This window comes from Streptomyces sp. NPDC020958, assembly GCF_055562175.1.
Genome location: NZ_JBVHFU010000001.1, coordinates 289,087 through 305,132, shown reverse-complemented (window position 1 = coordinate 305,132; position 16,046 = coordinate 289,087). Strand labels below are relative to the sequence as shown.

The window sequence follows — 16,046 nt, the reverse complement described above, 5'->3', positions numbered from 1 at the left end:
CCTCCGGCGTCGTGAGGTCGTGCGGAGCACCCCGTGTCGTGCGGCTCAGACCGTCGGCGCCTGCGCGAACTGCGTCCGGTACAGCTCCGCGTACCGTCCCTCCGCCGCCAGCAACGACTCGTGCGTCCCCCGCTCCACGATCCGCCCGGCCTCCACCACCAGGATCTGGTCGGCGGACCGCACCGTCGACAGCCGGTGCGCGATGACCACGGCCGTACGCCCTTCCAGGGCCTCGGTGAGCGCCTCCTGGACGGCCGCCTCCGAGGTGTTGTCGAGGTGGGCGGTGGCTTCGTCGAGGATGACGACGCGCTGGCGGGCCAGCAGCAGCCGGGCGATGGTCATGCGCTGACGCTCCCCGCCGGAGAGCCGGTAACCGCGCTCGCCGACCACCGTGTCCAGGCCGTCGGGCAGGGATCGTACGACCTCGTCCAGGCGGGCGCGGCTGAGGGCCTCCCACAGTTCGTCGTCGGTGGCCGCGGGCCGGGCGAGCAGCAGGTTGGCGCGGACCGTGTCGTGGAAGAGGTGGCCGTCCTGGGTGACCATGCCGAGGGTGGCGCGCAGCGAGCCCGCGGTCAGGTCGCGGACGTCCACGCCACCGACCCGGACGGCGCCCGCGTCGACGTCGTACAGGCGGGGCAGCAGCTGGGCGATGGTGGACTTTCCGGCGCCGGAGGAACCCACGAGGGCGACGGTCTGGCCGGGTTCGGCGCGGAAGGAGACGCCGTGCAGGACGTCGGCGCCGCCGCGCGCGTCGAGGACCGCGACCTCCTCGAGTGACGCGAGGGAGACCCGGTCGGCGGCCGGGTAGGCGAACCGGACGTCGTCGAACTCGACGGCGACCGGGCCCTCGGGGACCTCACGGGCGTCCGGTTTCTCCTCGATCAGGGGCTTCAGGTCGAGCACTTCGAAGACCCGCTCGAAGCTGACCAGCGCGCTCATCACCTCGACGCGGGCGCCGGCGAGCGCGGTGAGCGGGGCGTACAGGCGGGTCAGCAGCAGGGCGAGGGAGACGACGGCGCCCGCCTGCAGGGTGCCGCGCAGCGCGAACCAGCCGCCGAGGCCGTAGACCAGGGCGAGGGCCAGCGAGGAGACCAGGGTCAGCGCGGTCATGAACACCGACTGGGCGGTGGCGGTGCGCACCCCGATGTCCCGGACCCGGGCGGCGCGCGCCGTGAACTCGGCGGACTCCTCCTCGGGCCGGCCGAAGAGCTTGATCAGGGTGGCGCCCGGGGCGGAGAACCGCTCGGTCATCCGGGTGCCCATGTCGGCGTTGAGGGCGGCGGCCTCGCGCTGCATGCGGGCCATCCGGCCGCCCATCCGGCGGGCGGGCACCACGAACAGCGGCAGCAGCACCAGCGCGAGCAGGGTGATCTGCCAGGACAGGGTGAGCATGACCACGAGCGTGAGCACCAGGGTGACCAGGTTGCTGACCACTCCGGAGAGGGTGCCCGCGAAGGCGCGCTGGGCGCCGATCACGTCGTTGTTGAGTCGACTGACCAGCGCTCCCGTCCGCGTGCGGGTGAAGAACGCGACGGGCATGCGCTGCACATGATCGAACACAGCCGTGCGCAGGTCGAGGATGAGTCCCTCGCCGAGCGTCGCCGAGAGCCGCCGCCCGAGCACTCCGAGCGCCGCCTCCGCGACCGCGGCCAGCGCGATCAGCAGCGACAGCCGTACGACCGTGCCGGCGTCGCGCCCCGACACGATCGCGTCGACGACATGACCGGCGAGCACGGGGGTCGCCACGGCGAGCAGGGCGGTCACCACCCCGAGCAGGACGAAGCGGACTATGCCCGCGCGGTGCGGGCGGGCGAAGGCGGCGATGCGGCGCAGCGTGGCCCGGTCGAACGGGCGCCGCTCCTGCTGGGCGGTCATCACGCTGTGCAGCTGCATCCAGGCGGTGGTCTCCATACTCATGGAGGAGAACGTAGAACCTCAAGGTTCGTTGAGGTCAAGGGGCGCTCGCAGGCCCCCCGTACGGAGCAACCCCAGCCGCATCCCGGCCGTCATCCGCCGTCTCCTCTTCCGCCACCCGGCGTTGGGGCGGCGCGGAGAACCTCTCGGGGTGTGACAGCGGAAAGAATCCCCGGCTTCCGTGAGAGCCGTCTGCCCCGGCTCGTCCGCCGCGTCCCGGTGCGGCACGTCCTCACCCTGGTACCGCTCGTGCTCGTCGCGGTCGTCGCGGTGCAGCACTGGCCGGTCCTCGTCGAGGGTTTCGGTCAGCTGCGGTCCGCCTCCTGGCCGTGGCTGCTGGCGGCCGCCGGCGCCACCTGTCTGACCTGGGTGGCCGCGGCCTTCACCCGGCAGGGCGCGGTGATCCAGCCGCTGCCGCGCTGGCGGCTGCTGGCGACCCAGCTCGCGGCCGGTTCGGCCAACCACCTGCTGCCGACGGGCCTTGGCTCGGGTGCGGTCAACCTGCGGTTCATGACCGTGTGCGGGGTGCCGCTCGCCACCTCCTCGGCCGCGCTCGCCCTGTATCTGCTCGCCGAGTCGGTGGCCCGGGTGGGTCTGATGGCCGCCCTCTTCTTCGCCTTCCCCGACGCGCTGCGGCTGGACGGCCTGCTTCCCGCCGGGGACGTCGGCCCGGTGCTGGCCGCCGTCTGCGCGCTGTCCGCCGTGGCCCTGGGCGTGCTGTTCGGCGCCCGACGGGTGCGCGAGCCGGTGTTCCGGTTCGTGCGCACCGCGCTGGGCGAGGCCCGGTCGGTGCACACACGTCCGTCGCGGGCGCTGGCGCTGTGGGGCGGCTCGCTCGCCTTCCCCGCGCTCCAGGCGGTGGGCCTGGTGGCGGTGGGGCAGGCGCTGGGTCTTCGGGTGCCGCCCGCCCACATGGCGCTGGCCTACCTGGCGGCCACGGTCGCGGTCGCGCTGATCCCCACGCCGGGCGGCCTGGGTTCGGTGGAGGCGGCGCTGATCGTGGCGCTGGTGGCGGCGGGCGGCCCGGTGGCGGTGGTCACGGCGGTGGTGCTGGCGTACCGGATCATCACCGTGTGGGTGCCGTTGCTGCCGGGAGCGCTGACCCTGGGGGCGTTGGTGCGACTGAAGGTCATCTGACCGGCGGCTTTCCGACTGCCCCACGCCGAGGCCGGTCTGAGCCGGTGTCGGTGCGAACCTCTGTGCGGATGCGGCAGGATGAGCGGTTGCACTACCGAACGGAGGTAACCGGTGAACCGAGCGCTCACCGTCGACGACCTGGTCCTGGCCTCGATCGCACTGGCCGCGGGTCTGTTGCTGGCGTTTCTGTCGCGCGGGCTGCTGCGCTGGCTGGCCAAGCACGCCAAGCGGACCCGCTGGAGCGGTGACGACGTCGTCGTGGACGCGCTGCGCACGGTGGTCCCGTGGGCGGCGCTCGCGGGCGGCGCGGCGGCCGCGGCGGCGGTGCTGCCGCTGACGAAGACGGTCCAGCACCACACCAACCAGTGCCTTCAGGTACTGCTGATCTTCGCGGTGACGGTGTCGGCGGCACGGGTGATCGCCGGGCTCGTGCAGTCGGTCACCCAGTCCCGCTCCGGGGTCGCGGGTTCGGCCACGATCTTCGTGAACATCACCCGGGTGCTGGTCCTCGCGATCGGTTTCCTGGTGATGCTGCAGACGCTGGGCATCTCCATAGCGCCGTTGCTCACCGCCCTGGGCGTGGGCGGTCTCGCGGTCGCGCTGGCGCTCCAGGACACCCTCGCCAACCTCTTCGCGGGCATCCACATCCTCGCCTCCAAGACCGTCCAGCCGGGTGACTACATCCAGCTGAGCAGCGGTGAGGAGGGGTACGTCGTGGACATCAACTGGCGTCAGACGACCGTCCGTCAGCTCTCCAACAACCTGGTGGTCATCCCCAACGGCCAGCTGGCGAAGACCAACATGACCAACTACACGCGCCCCGAGCAGCGGTTGACGATCCTGGTGCAGGTGGGCGTGGCCTACGACAGCGACCTGGACCACGTGGAGCGGATCACGCACGAGGTCATCGCGGAGACGATGACCGAGATCACCGGAGCGGTCCCGGAGCACGAACCGGCCATCCGCTTCCACACGTTCGGCGACTCGCGGATCGGTTTCACGGTGATCCTCGGGGTCGGCGAGTTCAGCGACCAGTTCCGGATCAAGCACGAGTTCATCAAGCGCCTGCACCGCCGCTACCGCGAGGAGGGCATCCGCATCCCGGCCCCGGCCCGCACGGTGGCGCTCCAGCAGGGGGCCGTGGTGATCCCGCAGCAGCGCGTCACGGACGGGATGCCGTCCGGCCTGCCGGGCACCGACTGACCCCTGCCGGGTCGCTCCCCTCTCCCGAGTCGCCTACAGCGTCGCCGAGTTGTCGTGGTGGTGGCCGCCGCGCAGGCTGTGCGGGGTGGCCGGGGCGGGGGTCACGGGCGTGACCGTCCAGTCCGGGTGGCCCGGCATCCGCGGGGTCGTCGTGCCGTAGAGCCAGTCGCGCAGGAAACCGGACTGGTCCTGGCCGGAGACCTCCGAGGCCACGGCGATGTAGTCCGCCGTCGAGGCCGAGCGGCGGCGGAAGCGTTCCAGGAAGGTGCGCTCGACGGCGTGGAAGACGTCCTCGCCGACCAGCTCGCGGAAGGCGTACAGGGTCAGGACGCCGCCGAGGTAGCGCTGGCTGTCGAAGAGGTCGACCGCGTTCGGGGCGGCCACCGGCCCCGAGTCGTGGCGCCACTGGTCGCCGCGGGCGTAGGTGTCCTTCATCCGGGCCTCCATGGTGGTGAGGCCCAGGGAGTCCGGCCAGCCGCGCTCGTAGCGGTAGAGCAGCCCGTAGAAGTCGGCGTGGCCCTCGTTCAGCCACAGGTCGGCCCAGGTGGCGGGCGAGACCAGGTTGCCGAAGTAGGAGTGGACCAGCTCGTGCATCATGTGCGAGCCGATCTTCGGCTCCTGCTGGAGCAGGAAGTTCGGCTTGTAGAGGGTGAGGGTCTGGGTCTCCAGGCCGGTGAAGTCGAAGGCGGCCGGGTCGTCGGAGTTGCAGGGCAGCAGGCCGTAGGTCTCGAACGGGAAGGCGATGCCGAGCCGGTCCTCCAGCCAGGCCACGTGGCCCGGCGTGAGGGCGAGCGCCGGCTCCAGGGCGGCGGCCCGGGCGGTGGGGACGACGTCCCGCAGCGGCAGTCCGTGCGGGCCCTGCCGGTCCCTGACCACGTAGTCGCCGACGGTGATCTGGACGAGTTCGGTGGCCATCGGCGAGCGGGAGCGGTACGAGTAGGCCGTCCGGTCGCCGGGGAGGTCCTCGACGCAGGTGAGCAGGCCGTTCGCGACCCCGCGCACGCCGCTGGGGACGGTGATGCGGAAGGTGAAGTCCGCCTTGTCCGACGGGTGGTCGTTGCACGGGAAGACGGTGTGCGCGGAGTCCGGCTGCGGGCAGACCGCGAAGCCGTCGGGGGTGGGCACCCAGGCGGTGTGCGGGAGGGTGCGGCGCGGGTCGGCCGAGTAGGTCACGCACACCGTGACGTCGTCGCACGCGCGCAGCGGCCGGACCGGGGTGATCCGCAGCTTCTCGTCCGCCTGCTCGAAGGCGGCGGCCCGGTCGTCGACGCGCACGGCGGACATGTCCAGGCCGAGGGCGTCCAGGGAGAGGCGGGACAGGTTCTCGGTGGTGCGGACGCGCAGGGTCACGGTGCCGGTGACGAGGCGGGTCGTGGCGTCGTAGGCGAGGTCGAGGTCGTAGGCGCGGACGCGGTAGCCGTCGTTGCCGAGGGCCGGGTAGACGGGGTCGCCGAGGGTCTCGGGGCCCGGTGCCGGCGTCTCGTCCCCGGCCCTCGCGGCGCCCCTCTTCTCCCCCGCGGAGAAGGGACGCGCGAGGGCCGGGGCCCCCGTGGCCAGGACGGTCGCCGTGCCGAGCAGGGCGGCCGCCGGGGCCGTCACTCTGGTGCGATATCTCATGGTCGGTTTTCACTCGGGTTTCGCTCGGGCGGACGGGTGGTCGGTCCGTCCGCCGGCCGGTGGTGGTGGCTCGTCTTGTTGACCACCCGTGTGACCGATTCGGTTGCCTGCGGTATGACAGACAGATCTTCCGAGTCGCGGACCCCTGTCGAACGCGGGTCGGTCACGAGATATCTTGATGTCGAGCAATGTTGCAGACGTGGAGCGGAGCACCCGGTGACTGACTCGACCATCATCTACACCTACACAGACGAGGCCCCGGCCCTGGCGACGCATTCGTTCCTGCCGGTGGTCCAGGCGTACGCCTCGCAGGCCGGTGTCGCCGTGGACACCCGCGACATCTCGCTGGCCGGGCGCATCATCGCGCACTTCCCGGAGTACCTGAACGAGGACCAGCGCATCCCGGACGCGCTGGCCGAGCTGGGCGACCTGGCGAAGACGCCCGAGGCCAACATCGTCAAGCTGCCGAACATCTCGGCGTCGATCCCGCAGCTGAAGGCCGCGGTCGCCGAGCTCCAGGGCAAGGGCTACGCGCTGCCGGACTACCCGGACGACCCGAAGACCGACGAGGAGCGCGAGATCCGCGCCCGCTACGACAAGGTCAAGGGTTCCGCCGTGAACCCGGTCCTGCGTGAGGGCAACTCGGACCGCCGTGCCCCCGCCTCGGTCAAGAACTACGCCAAGACCCACCCGCACCGCATGGGCGCCTGGAGCCCCGGGTCCAAGACCGACGTGGCCACCATGGGCGAGAACGACTTCCGCTCCACCGAGAAGTCCGTGGTGATCTCCGAGGCCGGCGAGCTGAGGATCGAACTGGTCGCCGAGGACGGCACCACCACCGTCCTGAAGGACTCCGTACCGGTCCTGGAGGGCGAGGTCGTCGACGCGTCCGTGCTGCACGTCGCGCAGCTCAACGACTTCCTGGCCGCGCAGATCGCCCGCGCCAAGCAGGAGGGCGTGCTGTTCTCCGTGCACCTGAAGGCCACGATGATGAAGGTCTCCGACCCGATCATCTTCGGTCACGTGGTGCGCGCCTTCTTCCCGAAGACGTTCGCGAAGTACGGCCAGACCCTGAAGGCGGCCGGGCTGTCCCCGAACGACGGCCTGGGCGGCATCTACAAGGGCCTGGAGAACCTGCCGGAGGGCGCCGAGATCAAGGCCTCCTTCGACGCCGAGATCGCCGAGGGCCCGGCCCTCGCGATGGTCGACTCCGACAAGGGCATCACCAACCTGCACGTCCCCTCGGACGTCATCATCGACGCCTCGATGCCGGCCATGATCCGGACCTCCGGCCACATGTGGGGCCCGGACGGCCAGGAGGCCGACACCCTCGCGGTCATCCCGGACTCCTCCTACGCCGGTGTCTACCAGGCCGTGATCGAGGACTGCCGGGCCAACGGCGCCTTCGACCCGTCCACCATGGGCTCGGTCCCGAACGTGGGCCTGATGGCGCAGAAGGCCGAGGAGTACGGCTCCCACGACAAGACCTTCGAGATCGCCGCCGCCGGTACGGTCCGCGTGGTCGACGCCGCCGGCAACGCGCTGATCGAGCAGCCGGTCGCCGCGGGTGACATCTTCCGCGCCTGCCAGACCAAGGACGCGCCGATCAAGGACTGGGTGAAGCTGGCCGTCACCCGCGCCCGCGCCACCGGCGACCCGGCCGTCTTCTGGCTGGACGAGGGCCGCGCCCACGACGCGAACCTGATCGCCAAGGTCGAGCAGTACCTGGCGGAGCACGACACCGAGGGCCTGGACATCCGCGTCCTGTCCCCGGTGGAGGCCACCAAGCTGTCCGTGGAGCGCATCCGCCGCGGCGAGAACACCATCTCCGTCACCGGCAACGTGCTCCGTGACTACCTGACCGACCTCTTCCCGATCCTGGAGCTGGGCACCAGCGCCAAGATGCTCTCGGTCGTCCCGCTGATGGCGGGCGGCGGCCTGTTCGAGACCGGTGCCGGCGGCTCCGCTCCCAAGCACGTCCAGCAGCTGGTCAAGGAGAACTACCTGCGCTGGGACTCGCTCGGCGAGTTCTTCGCCCTGGTGCCGTCCTTCGAGCAGTACGCCGAGTTCACCGGCAACGCCCGCGCCAAGGTGCTGGCCGACACCCTCGACCGGGCCACGGCGACCTTCCTCAACGAGGACAAGTCCCCGACCCGTCGCGTCGGCGGCATCGACAACCGCGGCAGCCACTTCTACCTGTCCCTGTACTGGGCGCAGGAGCTGGCGAAGCAGACCGAGGACGCGGAGCTCGCCAAGGCGTTCGCGCCGCTCGCCGAGACGCTCACCGCCAACGAGCAGAAGATCGTCGACGAGCTGAACGCCGTCCAGGGCTCGTCCGCCGACATCGGCGGCTACTACCAGCCGGAGAAGGCCAAGGCGGACGCGGTCATGCGCCCGTCGGCGACCTGGAACGCGGCGCTCGCGGCCCTCTGAGCCGAAGCCGCCTCCCGCGAACCCGAAGTCTCCGCCCCGGCAGGCCCCGCCTGCCGGGGCGGAGCCCTGTCCGGGCTCCCCTGCGGCGCTGTCACCGGTCGCCGACGCCCCCCGCCTGCGGCCGGAGGTGCCCCCACCGGGTCGCCCGCCGAGGCAGCGGCCGACCGAACCGCGGCTCCTCTGCCACGCGACCCGCCGATACGCCACCGCCGTCGGTGTGGCACCTTGATCCTCCTCGCCGTCCGTTACCGAATGCCCGGAGCCGCCCGTGTCCCAGCCGTCGTACGAACTCCTGCCCGGCGCCGACGAGTCGCCCGTGCTCCTGCACGTGCCGCACTCGGCGCGGACGGTTCCGGCCGCGGTCAGGGCCGGGATCGAACTCGACGACGCCGCGCTGGAGCGGGAGTTGGACCACATCACGGACGCGCACACGGCCGAGCTGGCGGAGGCGGCGGCCGCGCTGGCGGGGGTCACCCCCTGGCGGTTCGTCAACCGGCTGTCGCGTCTCGTCGTGGACCCGGAGCGGTTCCCCGACGAACGGGAGGAGATGCTCGCCGTCGGGATGGGGGCGGTGTACACGCGGACCACGCACCGGGAGGTGCTGCGGGCCGACGGATTCGACCCCGAGCCGTTGGTCGCGCGGTACTTCCGGCCGTACGCCGAGGCGATGACGCGAGCGGTGGCCGGGCGGCTCGCCGCGACCGGGCGGGCGGTGGTGATCGACGTGCACTCCTACCCGAGCCGGGCGCTCCCCTACGAACTGCACGGGGCGGGACCGCGGCCACCGGTGTGCCTGGGGACGGATCGCTTCCACACGCCCGGGGAGCTGACGCGGGCCGCGCGCAGGGCGTTCGCGGGCTGCGGGGAGACGGGGCTGGACAGTCCGTTCGGCGGGACCTACGTACCGCTGGAGTACTACGGGACGGATGCGCGGGTCGGCGCGCTGATGGTGGAGATCCGCCGGGACCTGTACATGACCGAGCCGGGCGGCCCGGCCGGTGCGGGTCTGGGGCGGCTCGCCACCGCGCTCGCCGCGCTGGTGGACTCCCTCGGCTCCTGAGCCCGCGGCGGCCCGGTCGCATGGAACCGTCCGGCTGGAGCACTCCCGCAGGACACCGGGTGGAGGCCGTACGACCGTGGAGGCATGACCACGGAGACGAGCGCGCCCACGCCCACGGAGCCGACCGCCCGCACCGCGGCGCGACCGGCCCCGGCCGCCTGTCCCGAGGCGGCCGCGGCCGTCCGGGAGGCCGCGCCGCCGGTGCGGGAGTGGCCCGCGCTGGAGCTGGCGGGGACGGAGTTCGACCCGGTCCTCGCCGCCCTGATGGCGGAGGGTCCCGTCACGCGGATCCGGCTGCCGTTCGGCGCGGGCTGGGCGTGGCTCGCCACCCGGTACGAGGACGTCAGGACCGTCACCAACGACCCGAGGTTCAGCCGCGCGGAGGTCACCCGGCGGCAGGTGACCCGGCTCGCCCCGCACTTCGCGCCGCGTCCCGGCTCGCTGGCCTGGGCCGACCAGCCCGACCACAACCGGCTGCGCAAGCCGGTCGCCGGCGCCTTCACGGTCGCCGCGATGAAGCGGCTGCGGCCCCGGGCCCAGCAGCTCCTCGACGGGCTGGTCGACGGGGTGGTGCGGGACGGGCCGCCCGCCGATCTGGCCGCGCGGGTCCTGGAGCCGTTCCCGATCACCGTGGTCAGCGAGGTGATGGGGGTACCGGAGGCGGACCGGGAGCGGGTGCACGCCTGGACCCGGCAGATCATCTCCACCTCGGGCGGCGCCGAGGCCGCGGACGCGGCCAAGCAGGGGCTGTACGGGTGGATCGGCGAGACGGTGCGGGCGCGTTCGGGCAGCACCGGCGACGACGTGTACGCGCTGCTCGGGGCCGCCGTGGCGCGGGGCGAGATCGAGGCGGAGGAGGCCGTGGGACTGGCCGGCCCGCTGCAGATCGGCGGCGAGGCGGTGACCCACAACTGCGGCCAGATGCTGTTCCTGGTGCTCACCCGGCCGGAGCTGATGGCACGGCTGCGGGAGCGGCCGGCGGAGCGCGGGCCGGTCCTGGACGAACTGCTGCGCTGGATCCCGCACCGCAGCACCGTCGGGCTGGCCCGGATCGCCCTGGAGGACGTCGAGCTGGCCGACGGCACCCGGATCTCGGCCGGCGATCCGGTGTACGTCTCCTACCTCGCCGCCAACCGCGACCCGGCCGTCTTTCCGGACCCGGACCGCATCGTCCCGGACCGCGAGCCCAACCCGCATCTCGCCTTCGGCCACGGCCCGCACCACTGCACGGGCGCGGTCCTCGCCCGGCTCCAGACCGAACTGCTGGTCGACACCCTGCTCGACCGGTTGCCGGGGCTGCGGCTCGCGGTGCCGGCCGAGGACGTGCGGTGGCGTCGCAGGACGATGATCCGCGGGCCGCGGACCCTGCCCGTCACCTGGTGACCTGGCCCGGACCCCTCAGGCCCGCAGCCACTCCGTGACGATCACTTCCCCGCCGGCCCGCAGCCGCAGCGCGAACGGTCCGGCGGGCGGGGTGTCGACGGCGAACCGCCCCATGCCGTCGGCCGTGAGCGGGTGCACGGCCGCCGGGCCGCCGAGCACCTCGACGCGCGCGGCCTGCGGGGGTAGCACCTGGCCGAGCAGTCCTTCGCCGGTGAGCTCGACGTCCACGGTGAGTCCGCCTGCCCGGAAGGTCAGCATCCGGGGCGGGGCCTCGACCCCTCTGACCGGGACGGCGTCGACGAGCGAGTCGAAGGTCAGCTCGGCGATCCGGGCGTCCAGCTCGTGCAACGCGTAGGCGTCCATGGCCGTTTGCAGCAGGCCGGCCGGGAGCGGGTCGAGCACGGCGGCCGCCTGGCGCAGCTCCTCCTCCAGCGCGTCCGCGTCGAACCCGGTGTCGTCGTGGCCGTCTTCGTCCGGGAACAGGTCGTTCACGCCGCACCCCTCGCGTCGAGCCGGGCCCGTAGCCGGCGCAGGCAGCGCTGGCGCAGCGGGCCGATGCTGCCGACCGCGATGCCCAGTGCCACGGACACCTCGACATAGCTGGGCGGCGGCGAGGCCATCAGGACACGCAACAACTGCCTGCACCGGTCGCCGAGTTCCTCCAGCTCCTGCCAGAGCAGGCGGATCCGCTCGGCCTCGGCCGCCCGTTCCTCGGCGTCGATCAGCGACTGCTCGGGCGTGCGGTCCTCGCTGATCCGGTCCAGGACCTGGGGGTCGTCGGTGGGCATCAGCCGGGTCAGCCCCCGGATCACCTTCAGGCATTCGTTGCGGGCCGTACTGGCCAGCCACGCACCGGCCTTGTCGGGTTCCCGGATGCGGCCCAGGTGCTGGGCGAACCGGAACCACACCGTCTGGTACACCTCGTGCCCGTCGGCGTCGGAGAGCCGGTGCGCGCGCACCACGGACCACACCAGCGGGCTCAGCCCTTCCACGAGCGCCTTCCAGGCCGCCGCGTCACCGTCGACGGCGGCCTGGACCAGCGCGCCGACCTCTGCTCGGTCCACGGTCCCACCCCTCGTGTACGGCAAGTCATCGTACGCCGTGGAGGGGAGTGTTCCGGAACTCAGGCCGAGGCGGCCAGGTGGACGACCGGAACCGGCTGCCAGGTGGCCGGGCGGAGCGCCGGGACCTGCGCCCCGCGCACCTCGGCACGCTCCGTGGCGGCCGCGAGCAGCCGGGCCCGCGCGGCGCGCGGGTCGGTCTCCTGGTGGGTGGTCATCCAGTCGGCGACGAGGCCGGCGACCACGGGGGTGGCGAACGATGTTCCACTCCACTGTGCGAATCCTTCGAACATCACTTGGTCGGGTTTGCCGGGGCCGGTCGTCCCGGTGTCGGTCAGCACGCCGGTGTGGCGCGGGTACTGGCAGGTGCAGGCGTAGGTGAAGCCGAACCGGCAGGCCTCGTAGGTGGTGTGCTGGTAGACGTACGGCACGGGCGCGTCGAAACCGGCCAGTGGGCCGGTGAGCAGCTCGCCGGGGGCGTAGACCTTGACCCAGTCGCCGTGGTTGGTGAAGCAGGCGCCGGACACACCGTCGCTGCGCAGCGCGCCCACCGACAGGACGGTGTCCTCGTAGCCGGTGAGATCCGCGCAGGCGGCGGGCCAGAAGGAGTTCTCGCTGCCGTTGTTGCCGGCCGCGGCGACGAGCAGGGTGGGCTGGTCGCGCAGGGCCCGCATGAAGGCCTCGACGCCGAGCAGTCCGTCGGCGGTGCCGTTCGAGGTGCCGGCGGAGAGGCTGATGATGTCCGGCCAGCCGTGCCGGTCGACCGCCTCGAAGAGCTTGCCGCCGAACTCGGACTCCAGGATGGCACCCACGTCGTTCATGGTGTTGGTGACGGTGATGTCCGTGTTGGGGGCGAGGGCGGCGATGAGGCCGGCGATGAACGTGCCGTGGCCGACGTACTGCTGGAGGACTCCCCCGGCGTCGGTCTCGGCGATCTGCGGGTCGCCCTGGGCGTGGGCGAGCAGCGGGTAGGAGCGGTAGTCGTGCACCAGGCCGGTGTCGATCACCAGGACGCGGACCGCGGTGTCCGGGTCGTGAGCGCCTGGTGCGGCCCCCGGGTTGGGCGTCCGGGTGAGCAGGGCCGGCAGGGGTTCGCAGGGGTTGCAGGAGTTGGCGTTCGTGGTGGCGACCACGTGGTTGCGGCTGACCATCCGGCGCCCGGTGCGGTCCTCCGCCTCCCGCAGGGCGCGCAGCGCGTGGCCGACCGCGTGGTCCGCCGTGTGGTCGCCGTGGTGCGGGTCACCGACCCGGATCCGGGTGACCCCGGTGCGGTTGCGCTCGGGACCGGTCCTGCCGACGTGGTCGGCGACCAGTCCGGCGGTCGCGGTGAAGTGGGCGCGCACGGTGTCCTCGACGACCCGGGCCTCCGCCCCGTCGCGGGCGAGCACGACCCCCTTCTCGTACAGGAACTCGGCGGAGTCCTCCGGCCCCATCGCCAGTGGAACGTCCGGCATGGAGCGCTGGATGTGATCGAACTGCTCCTGGAATCGCTGAGGTGCCATGACTTGTCCTCCCCCGTGGAACGGCGTTCTCCAGTCAGAGTCGCCTTGCCGCCGATTGATACAGCGTCAAACCTGTGGGGCATGTCTGCCCAGGCCACTACCATCCGAGAGGTGACTGCGCGAAGCGATGCGGTGACGGAACTGCTGCCGATGGTGTTCGCCGCCCCCGGCGAGGCCCTGGCACGGGCGGAACAGGTCCTCAGGTCCGGCCCGCCGCCGCTCGACGCGTCCGTGGCGCACCAGGTCATCGGCATCTGGCAACGGGACTTCGGAGACCTGGGGGTCGCCCTCGACCATCTGCGCCGGGCCCGTGACTTCGCGGCCCGCGCGGAGTCCGCGGAGCGCGAGGCGGATGTCCTCGGCACCCTCGGGGTCGCGTTGGTGCACGCGGGGCGCACCCGGCAGGGGCTGGCCGCGATCGAGCGCGGGGTGGCCCGGAGCAACGGGCACACCCGGGCGAGGGTGCTGTACCGGCGGGCGTACGCGTGCTGGGTGCTGGGCCGGCACAAGGAGGCCCTGGAGGACGTACGCAGGGCGATCCCGGCGCTGCGGCAGGCCGACGACGTCATCTGGACCGCGCGGGCGCTGAGCGTGCGGGCCACGGTGCATCTGGCCCTGGGGGCGGTGGACCGGGCGGACGCCGACTTCACCGCGGCGGAGCTGCTGTGGGAGACGACGGGCCAGGAGCACGACAAGGCGGTCGCCGTGGAGAGCCGGGGTCTGGCCGCGTTCCGCTCCGGGGACGTCCCGGCGGCGCTGCGGCTGCTCGCCGAGGCCGAGCAGCGGTACACCGAGCTGGGCACCCCGCCGTTCATGCTGTACATCGCGCGCTGCGAGGTGCTGATGGCGGCGGGGCTGGCGCCGGAGGCACTGGCCGAGGCGGACGCGGCGATCGCGACCCTGGACCGGCTCGGCGGGCAGTCCACCCGCAAGGCCGAGCTGCTGCTGGCCGCCGCCCGGGCCGCCCGGTCGGCCGGGGACGCGGGGACCGCGGTCGCCCGTGCGGCCGTCGCGGTGCGGCTGTTCTCGGGGCAGCGGCGCAGTTGGTGGGAGACGCATGCCCGGCTGGAGCTGATCGAGGCGCGGGTGGCGGGCGGGGCCGCGTCCGGACGGCTGGTGCAGGAGGCGGCGGGGGTCGCCGACCGGCTGGCGTCCTTCGGTGCGCCCGCGGCGCCGGAGGCCTCGCTCCTCGCGGGGCGGATCGCGCTGGCGCTGGGGTGGACGGCGGACGCGGAGCGGCATCTCGCGGTGGCCGCGCGCAGCAGGCACGCCGGTCCGCCGCTGGCCCGGATGACCGGCTGGGCGGCCCAGGCGCTGCGCGCCCGGGCGGCGGGCTCGGGACGGGGGGTGCTGGAGGCGTGCCGGCGGGGCCTGGACGTCCTCGACGACCACCGGATGACGCTGGGCGCCTCGGAGCTGCGGGCCCGGGCCACCGCGCAGGGCGCGGAACTGGCCGCGCTGGCGCAGCAGGCGAGCCTCGCGCACGGCGGTCCGCGCCGGCTCCTCGAGTGGAGCGAACGCTGGCGGGCCACCGTCCTGTCCGCTCCCCCGACCCGGCCGCCCGCCGACCCGGCGCTGCTCAGTTCACTGACCGCGTTCCGGGAGATCGCGTCCCGCGCGGAGCAGGCCCGCCGGGAGCGCCGCCCGGTGCCCGCGCTGGAGCGGGAACAGCGGCGTCTGGAACGGGAGATCCGCTCCCGCACCCACCACATCCGCGGTGCCGCTCCGGGCGACGGCGCCCGGTTCGACCCGGCCCGGCTGCTCGACCGGCTCGGCGACACCCGGCTGGTCGAACTCGCCGTCCTGGACGGCCGGGTGCAGGTGCTGCTGTGCGGCCGGGGCCGGGTACGGCGCTTCGCGGGCGGTCCGCTGGCGGAGGCGGTCGCCGAGGCGGAGCACGTCCAGGCAGGCCTGCGGCGGCTCGCGCATCCGGGGGCGGAGGGGCGGCTCGCGGTGGTCGAGGCGTCCGGGCGGCGCCTGGAGGAGCTGCTGCTGGGGGCGGCGGCGGACCAGCTCGGCTCCGGTCCCGTGGTGATCGTCCCGCCGGGCGCCCTGCACCGGGTGCCGTGGGCGCTGCTGCCCAGTCTGCGGGAGCGGGTGCTCAGTGTGTCGCCGTCGGCGGGGAGCTGGCTGCGGGCCCGGGAGACCGAGCCGCCGCCGGGCGGCCGGCAGGTACTGGTCCGCGGGCCCGGTCTGGCGACCGGGGGCGCGGAGGTGCCGGAAGTGGCGAGCCGGTACCCGACGGCGCGGGTCCTGGAACAGGACGACGCCCAGGTGCCCCGGGTGCTGGCCGAGCTGGACGGGGCCGCCCTCGCGCACATCGCGGCGCACGGCACCTTCCGTGCGGACAGCCCGCTGTTCTCGTCCCTGCTCATGGCCGACGGCCCGCTGATCGTGCACGACTTCGAGCGCCTCGCCCGCAGTCCCTACCGGATCATCCTCTCCAGCTGCGACACGGCCCGCCTCGCCTCGGTCGGCGCCGACGAACTCCTAGGCCTGGTCACGGCGTTGCTGCCGCTGGGCACGGCCGGGGTGGTGGCGAGCAGCGCGCCCGTCAACGACGCGGCGGTGGTGCCCCTCATGCTGGCCCTGCACAAGGGCCTGGGCGCCGGGCTGTCGCTGGCGGAGGCGCTGCGCGACGCGCGGGCCGCCCTGCCGGCCGACGCGCTCCACCAGGCGACGGGATGGGCGTTCGCGGCGTTCGGGGCGGCCTGAGGGGGTCGGGTTCCGGAGCGG

Annotated in this window: 11 protein-coding genes; 6 read left to right on the top strand and 5 right to left on the bottom strand. The window is 73.3% G+C overall.

Annotated elements, in window-relative coordinates:
* Positions 1–45: 45 nt before the first annotated feature.
* On the bottom strand, positions 46–1,911 hold the full coding sequence (locus ACZ3KP_RS01405) for an ABC transporter ATP-binding protein (RefSeq protein ID WP_467496740.1): 1,866 nt from the start codon (positions 1,909–1,911) through the stop codon (positions 46–48).
* 156 nt (positions 1,912–2,067) lie between these two features.
* Here ACZ3KP_RS01405 and ACZ3KP_RS01400 point away from each other — a divergent pair, with 156 nt between their 5' ends.
* Both ACZ3KP_RS01400 and ACZ3KP_RS01395 read left to right on the top strand, forming a co-directional pair.
* Complete coding sequence (locus ACZ3KP_RS01400) at positions 2,068–3,051, top strand: lysylphosphatidylglycerol synthase transmembrane domain-containing protein (protein ID WP_467495411.1); 984 nt, start codon at positions 2,068–2,070, stop codon at positions 3,049–3,051.
* 111 nt (positions 3,052–3,162) lie between these two features.
* A complete protein-coding gene (locus ACZ3KP_RS01395; RefSeq protein ID WP_467495409.1) occupies positions 3,163–4,254 on the top strand; it encodes a mechanosensitive ion channel family protein in 1,092 nt (363 codons plus the stop codon).
* A 33-nt stretch (positions 4,255–4,287) separates the two neighbouring features.
* Here the strand turns inward: ACZ3KP_RS01395 and ACZ3KP_RS01390 are convergent, their stop codons facing one another.
* Positions 4,288–5,871: a M1 family metallopeptidase gene (locus tag ACZ3KP_RS01390; protein WP_467495407.1), complete on the bottom strand. Its 1,584-nt coding sequence runs from the start codon at positions 5,869–5,871 to the stop codon at positions 4,288–4,290.
* Positions 5,872–6,087: 216 nt separating this feature from the next.
* On the opposite strand from ACZ3KP_RS01390, the gene ACZ3KP_RS01385 reads away from it, so the two are divergent.
* The 3 genes from ACZ3KP_RS01385 to ACZ3KP_RS01375 all read left to right on the top strand — a co-directional run bounded on the left by ACZ3KP_RS01385 (position 6,088) and on the right by ACZ3KP_RS01375 (position 10,747).
* Positions 6,088–8,304 carry an NADP-dependent isocitrate dehydrogenase gene (locus ACZ3KP_RS01385; RefSeq protein ID WP_467495405.1) on the top strand — a complete coding sequence of 739 codons (2,217 nt, stop codon included), beginning with the start codon at positions 6,088–6,090 and terminating at the stop codon, positions 8,302–8,304.
* A gap of 268 nt (positions 8,305–8,572) precedes the next feature.
* Positions 8,573–9,364 carry an N-formylglutamate amidohydrolase gene (locus tag ACZ3KP_RS01380; RefSeq protein WP_467495403.1) on the top strand — a complete coding sequence of 264 codons (792 nt, stop codon included), beginning with the start codon at positions 8,573–8,575 and terminating at the stop codon, positions 9,362–9,364.
* Between the two features lie 84 nt (positions 9,365–9,448).
* The gene (locus ACZ3KP_RS01375) at positions 9,449–10,747 is read left to right on the top strand and encodes a cytochrome P450 (RefSeq protein ID WP_467495401.1); all 1,299 of its coding nucleotides are present in this window, start codon (positions 9,449–9,451) and stop codon (positions 10,745–10,747) included.
* Between the two features lie 15 nt (positions 10,748–10,762).
* Here ACZ3KP_RS01375 and ACZ3KP_RS01370 read toward each other — a convergent pair whose 3' ends face one another.
* From ACZ3KP_RS01370 to ACZ3KP_RS01360, 3 genes are read right to left on the bottom strand one after another with little or no spacing between them, the layout of a single operon-like run.
* Positions 10,763–11,239 (bottom strand): hypothetical protein, encoded by a 477-nt coding sequence (locus ACZ3KP_RS01370; RefSeq protein ID WP_467495399.1) that lies wholly within the window; start codon positions 11,237–11,239, stop codon positions 10,763–10,765.
* On the bottom strand, positions 11,236–11,835 hold the full coding sequence (locus tag ACZ3KP_RS01365) for an RNA polymerase sigma factor (protein ID WP_467495397.1): 600 nt from the start codon (positions 11,833–11,835) through the stop codon (positions 11,236–11,238). Before ACZ3KP_RS01365 ends, ACZ3KP_RS01370 begins: the two co-directional genes overlap by 4 nt.
* A gap of 35 nt (positions 11,836–11,870) precedes the next feature.
* Positions 11,871–13,310, bottom strand: a complete 1,440-nt coding sequence (locus ACZ3KP_RS01360; RefSeq protein WP_467495395.1) for a S8/S53 family peptidase — start codon at positions 13,308–13,310, stop codon at positions 11,871–11,873.
* 150 nt (positions 13,311–13,460) lie between these two features.
* Between ACZ3KP_RS01360 and ACZ3KP_RS01355 the strand changes: the two genes are divergently transcribed.
* The gene (locus ACZ3KP_RS01355) at positions 13,461–16,025 is read left to right on the top strand and encodes a CHAT domain-containing protein (RefSeq protein ID WP_467496738.1); all 2,565 of its coding nucleotides are present in this window, start codon (positions 13,461–13,463) and stop codon (positions 16,023–16,025) included.
* Positions 16,026–16,046 lie beyond the last annotated feature (21 nt).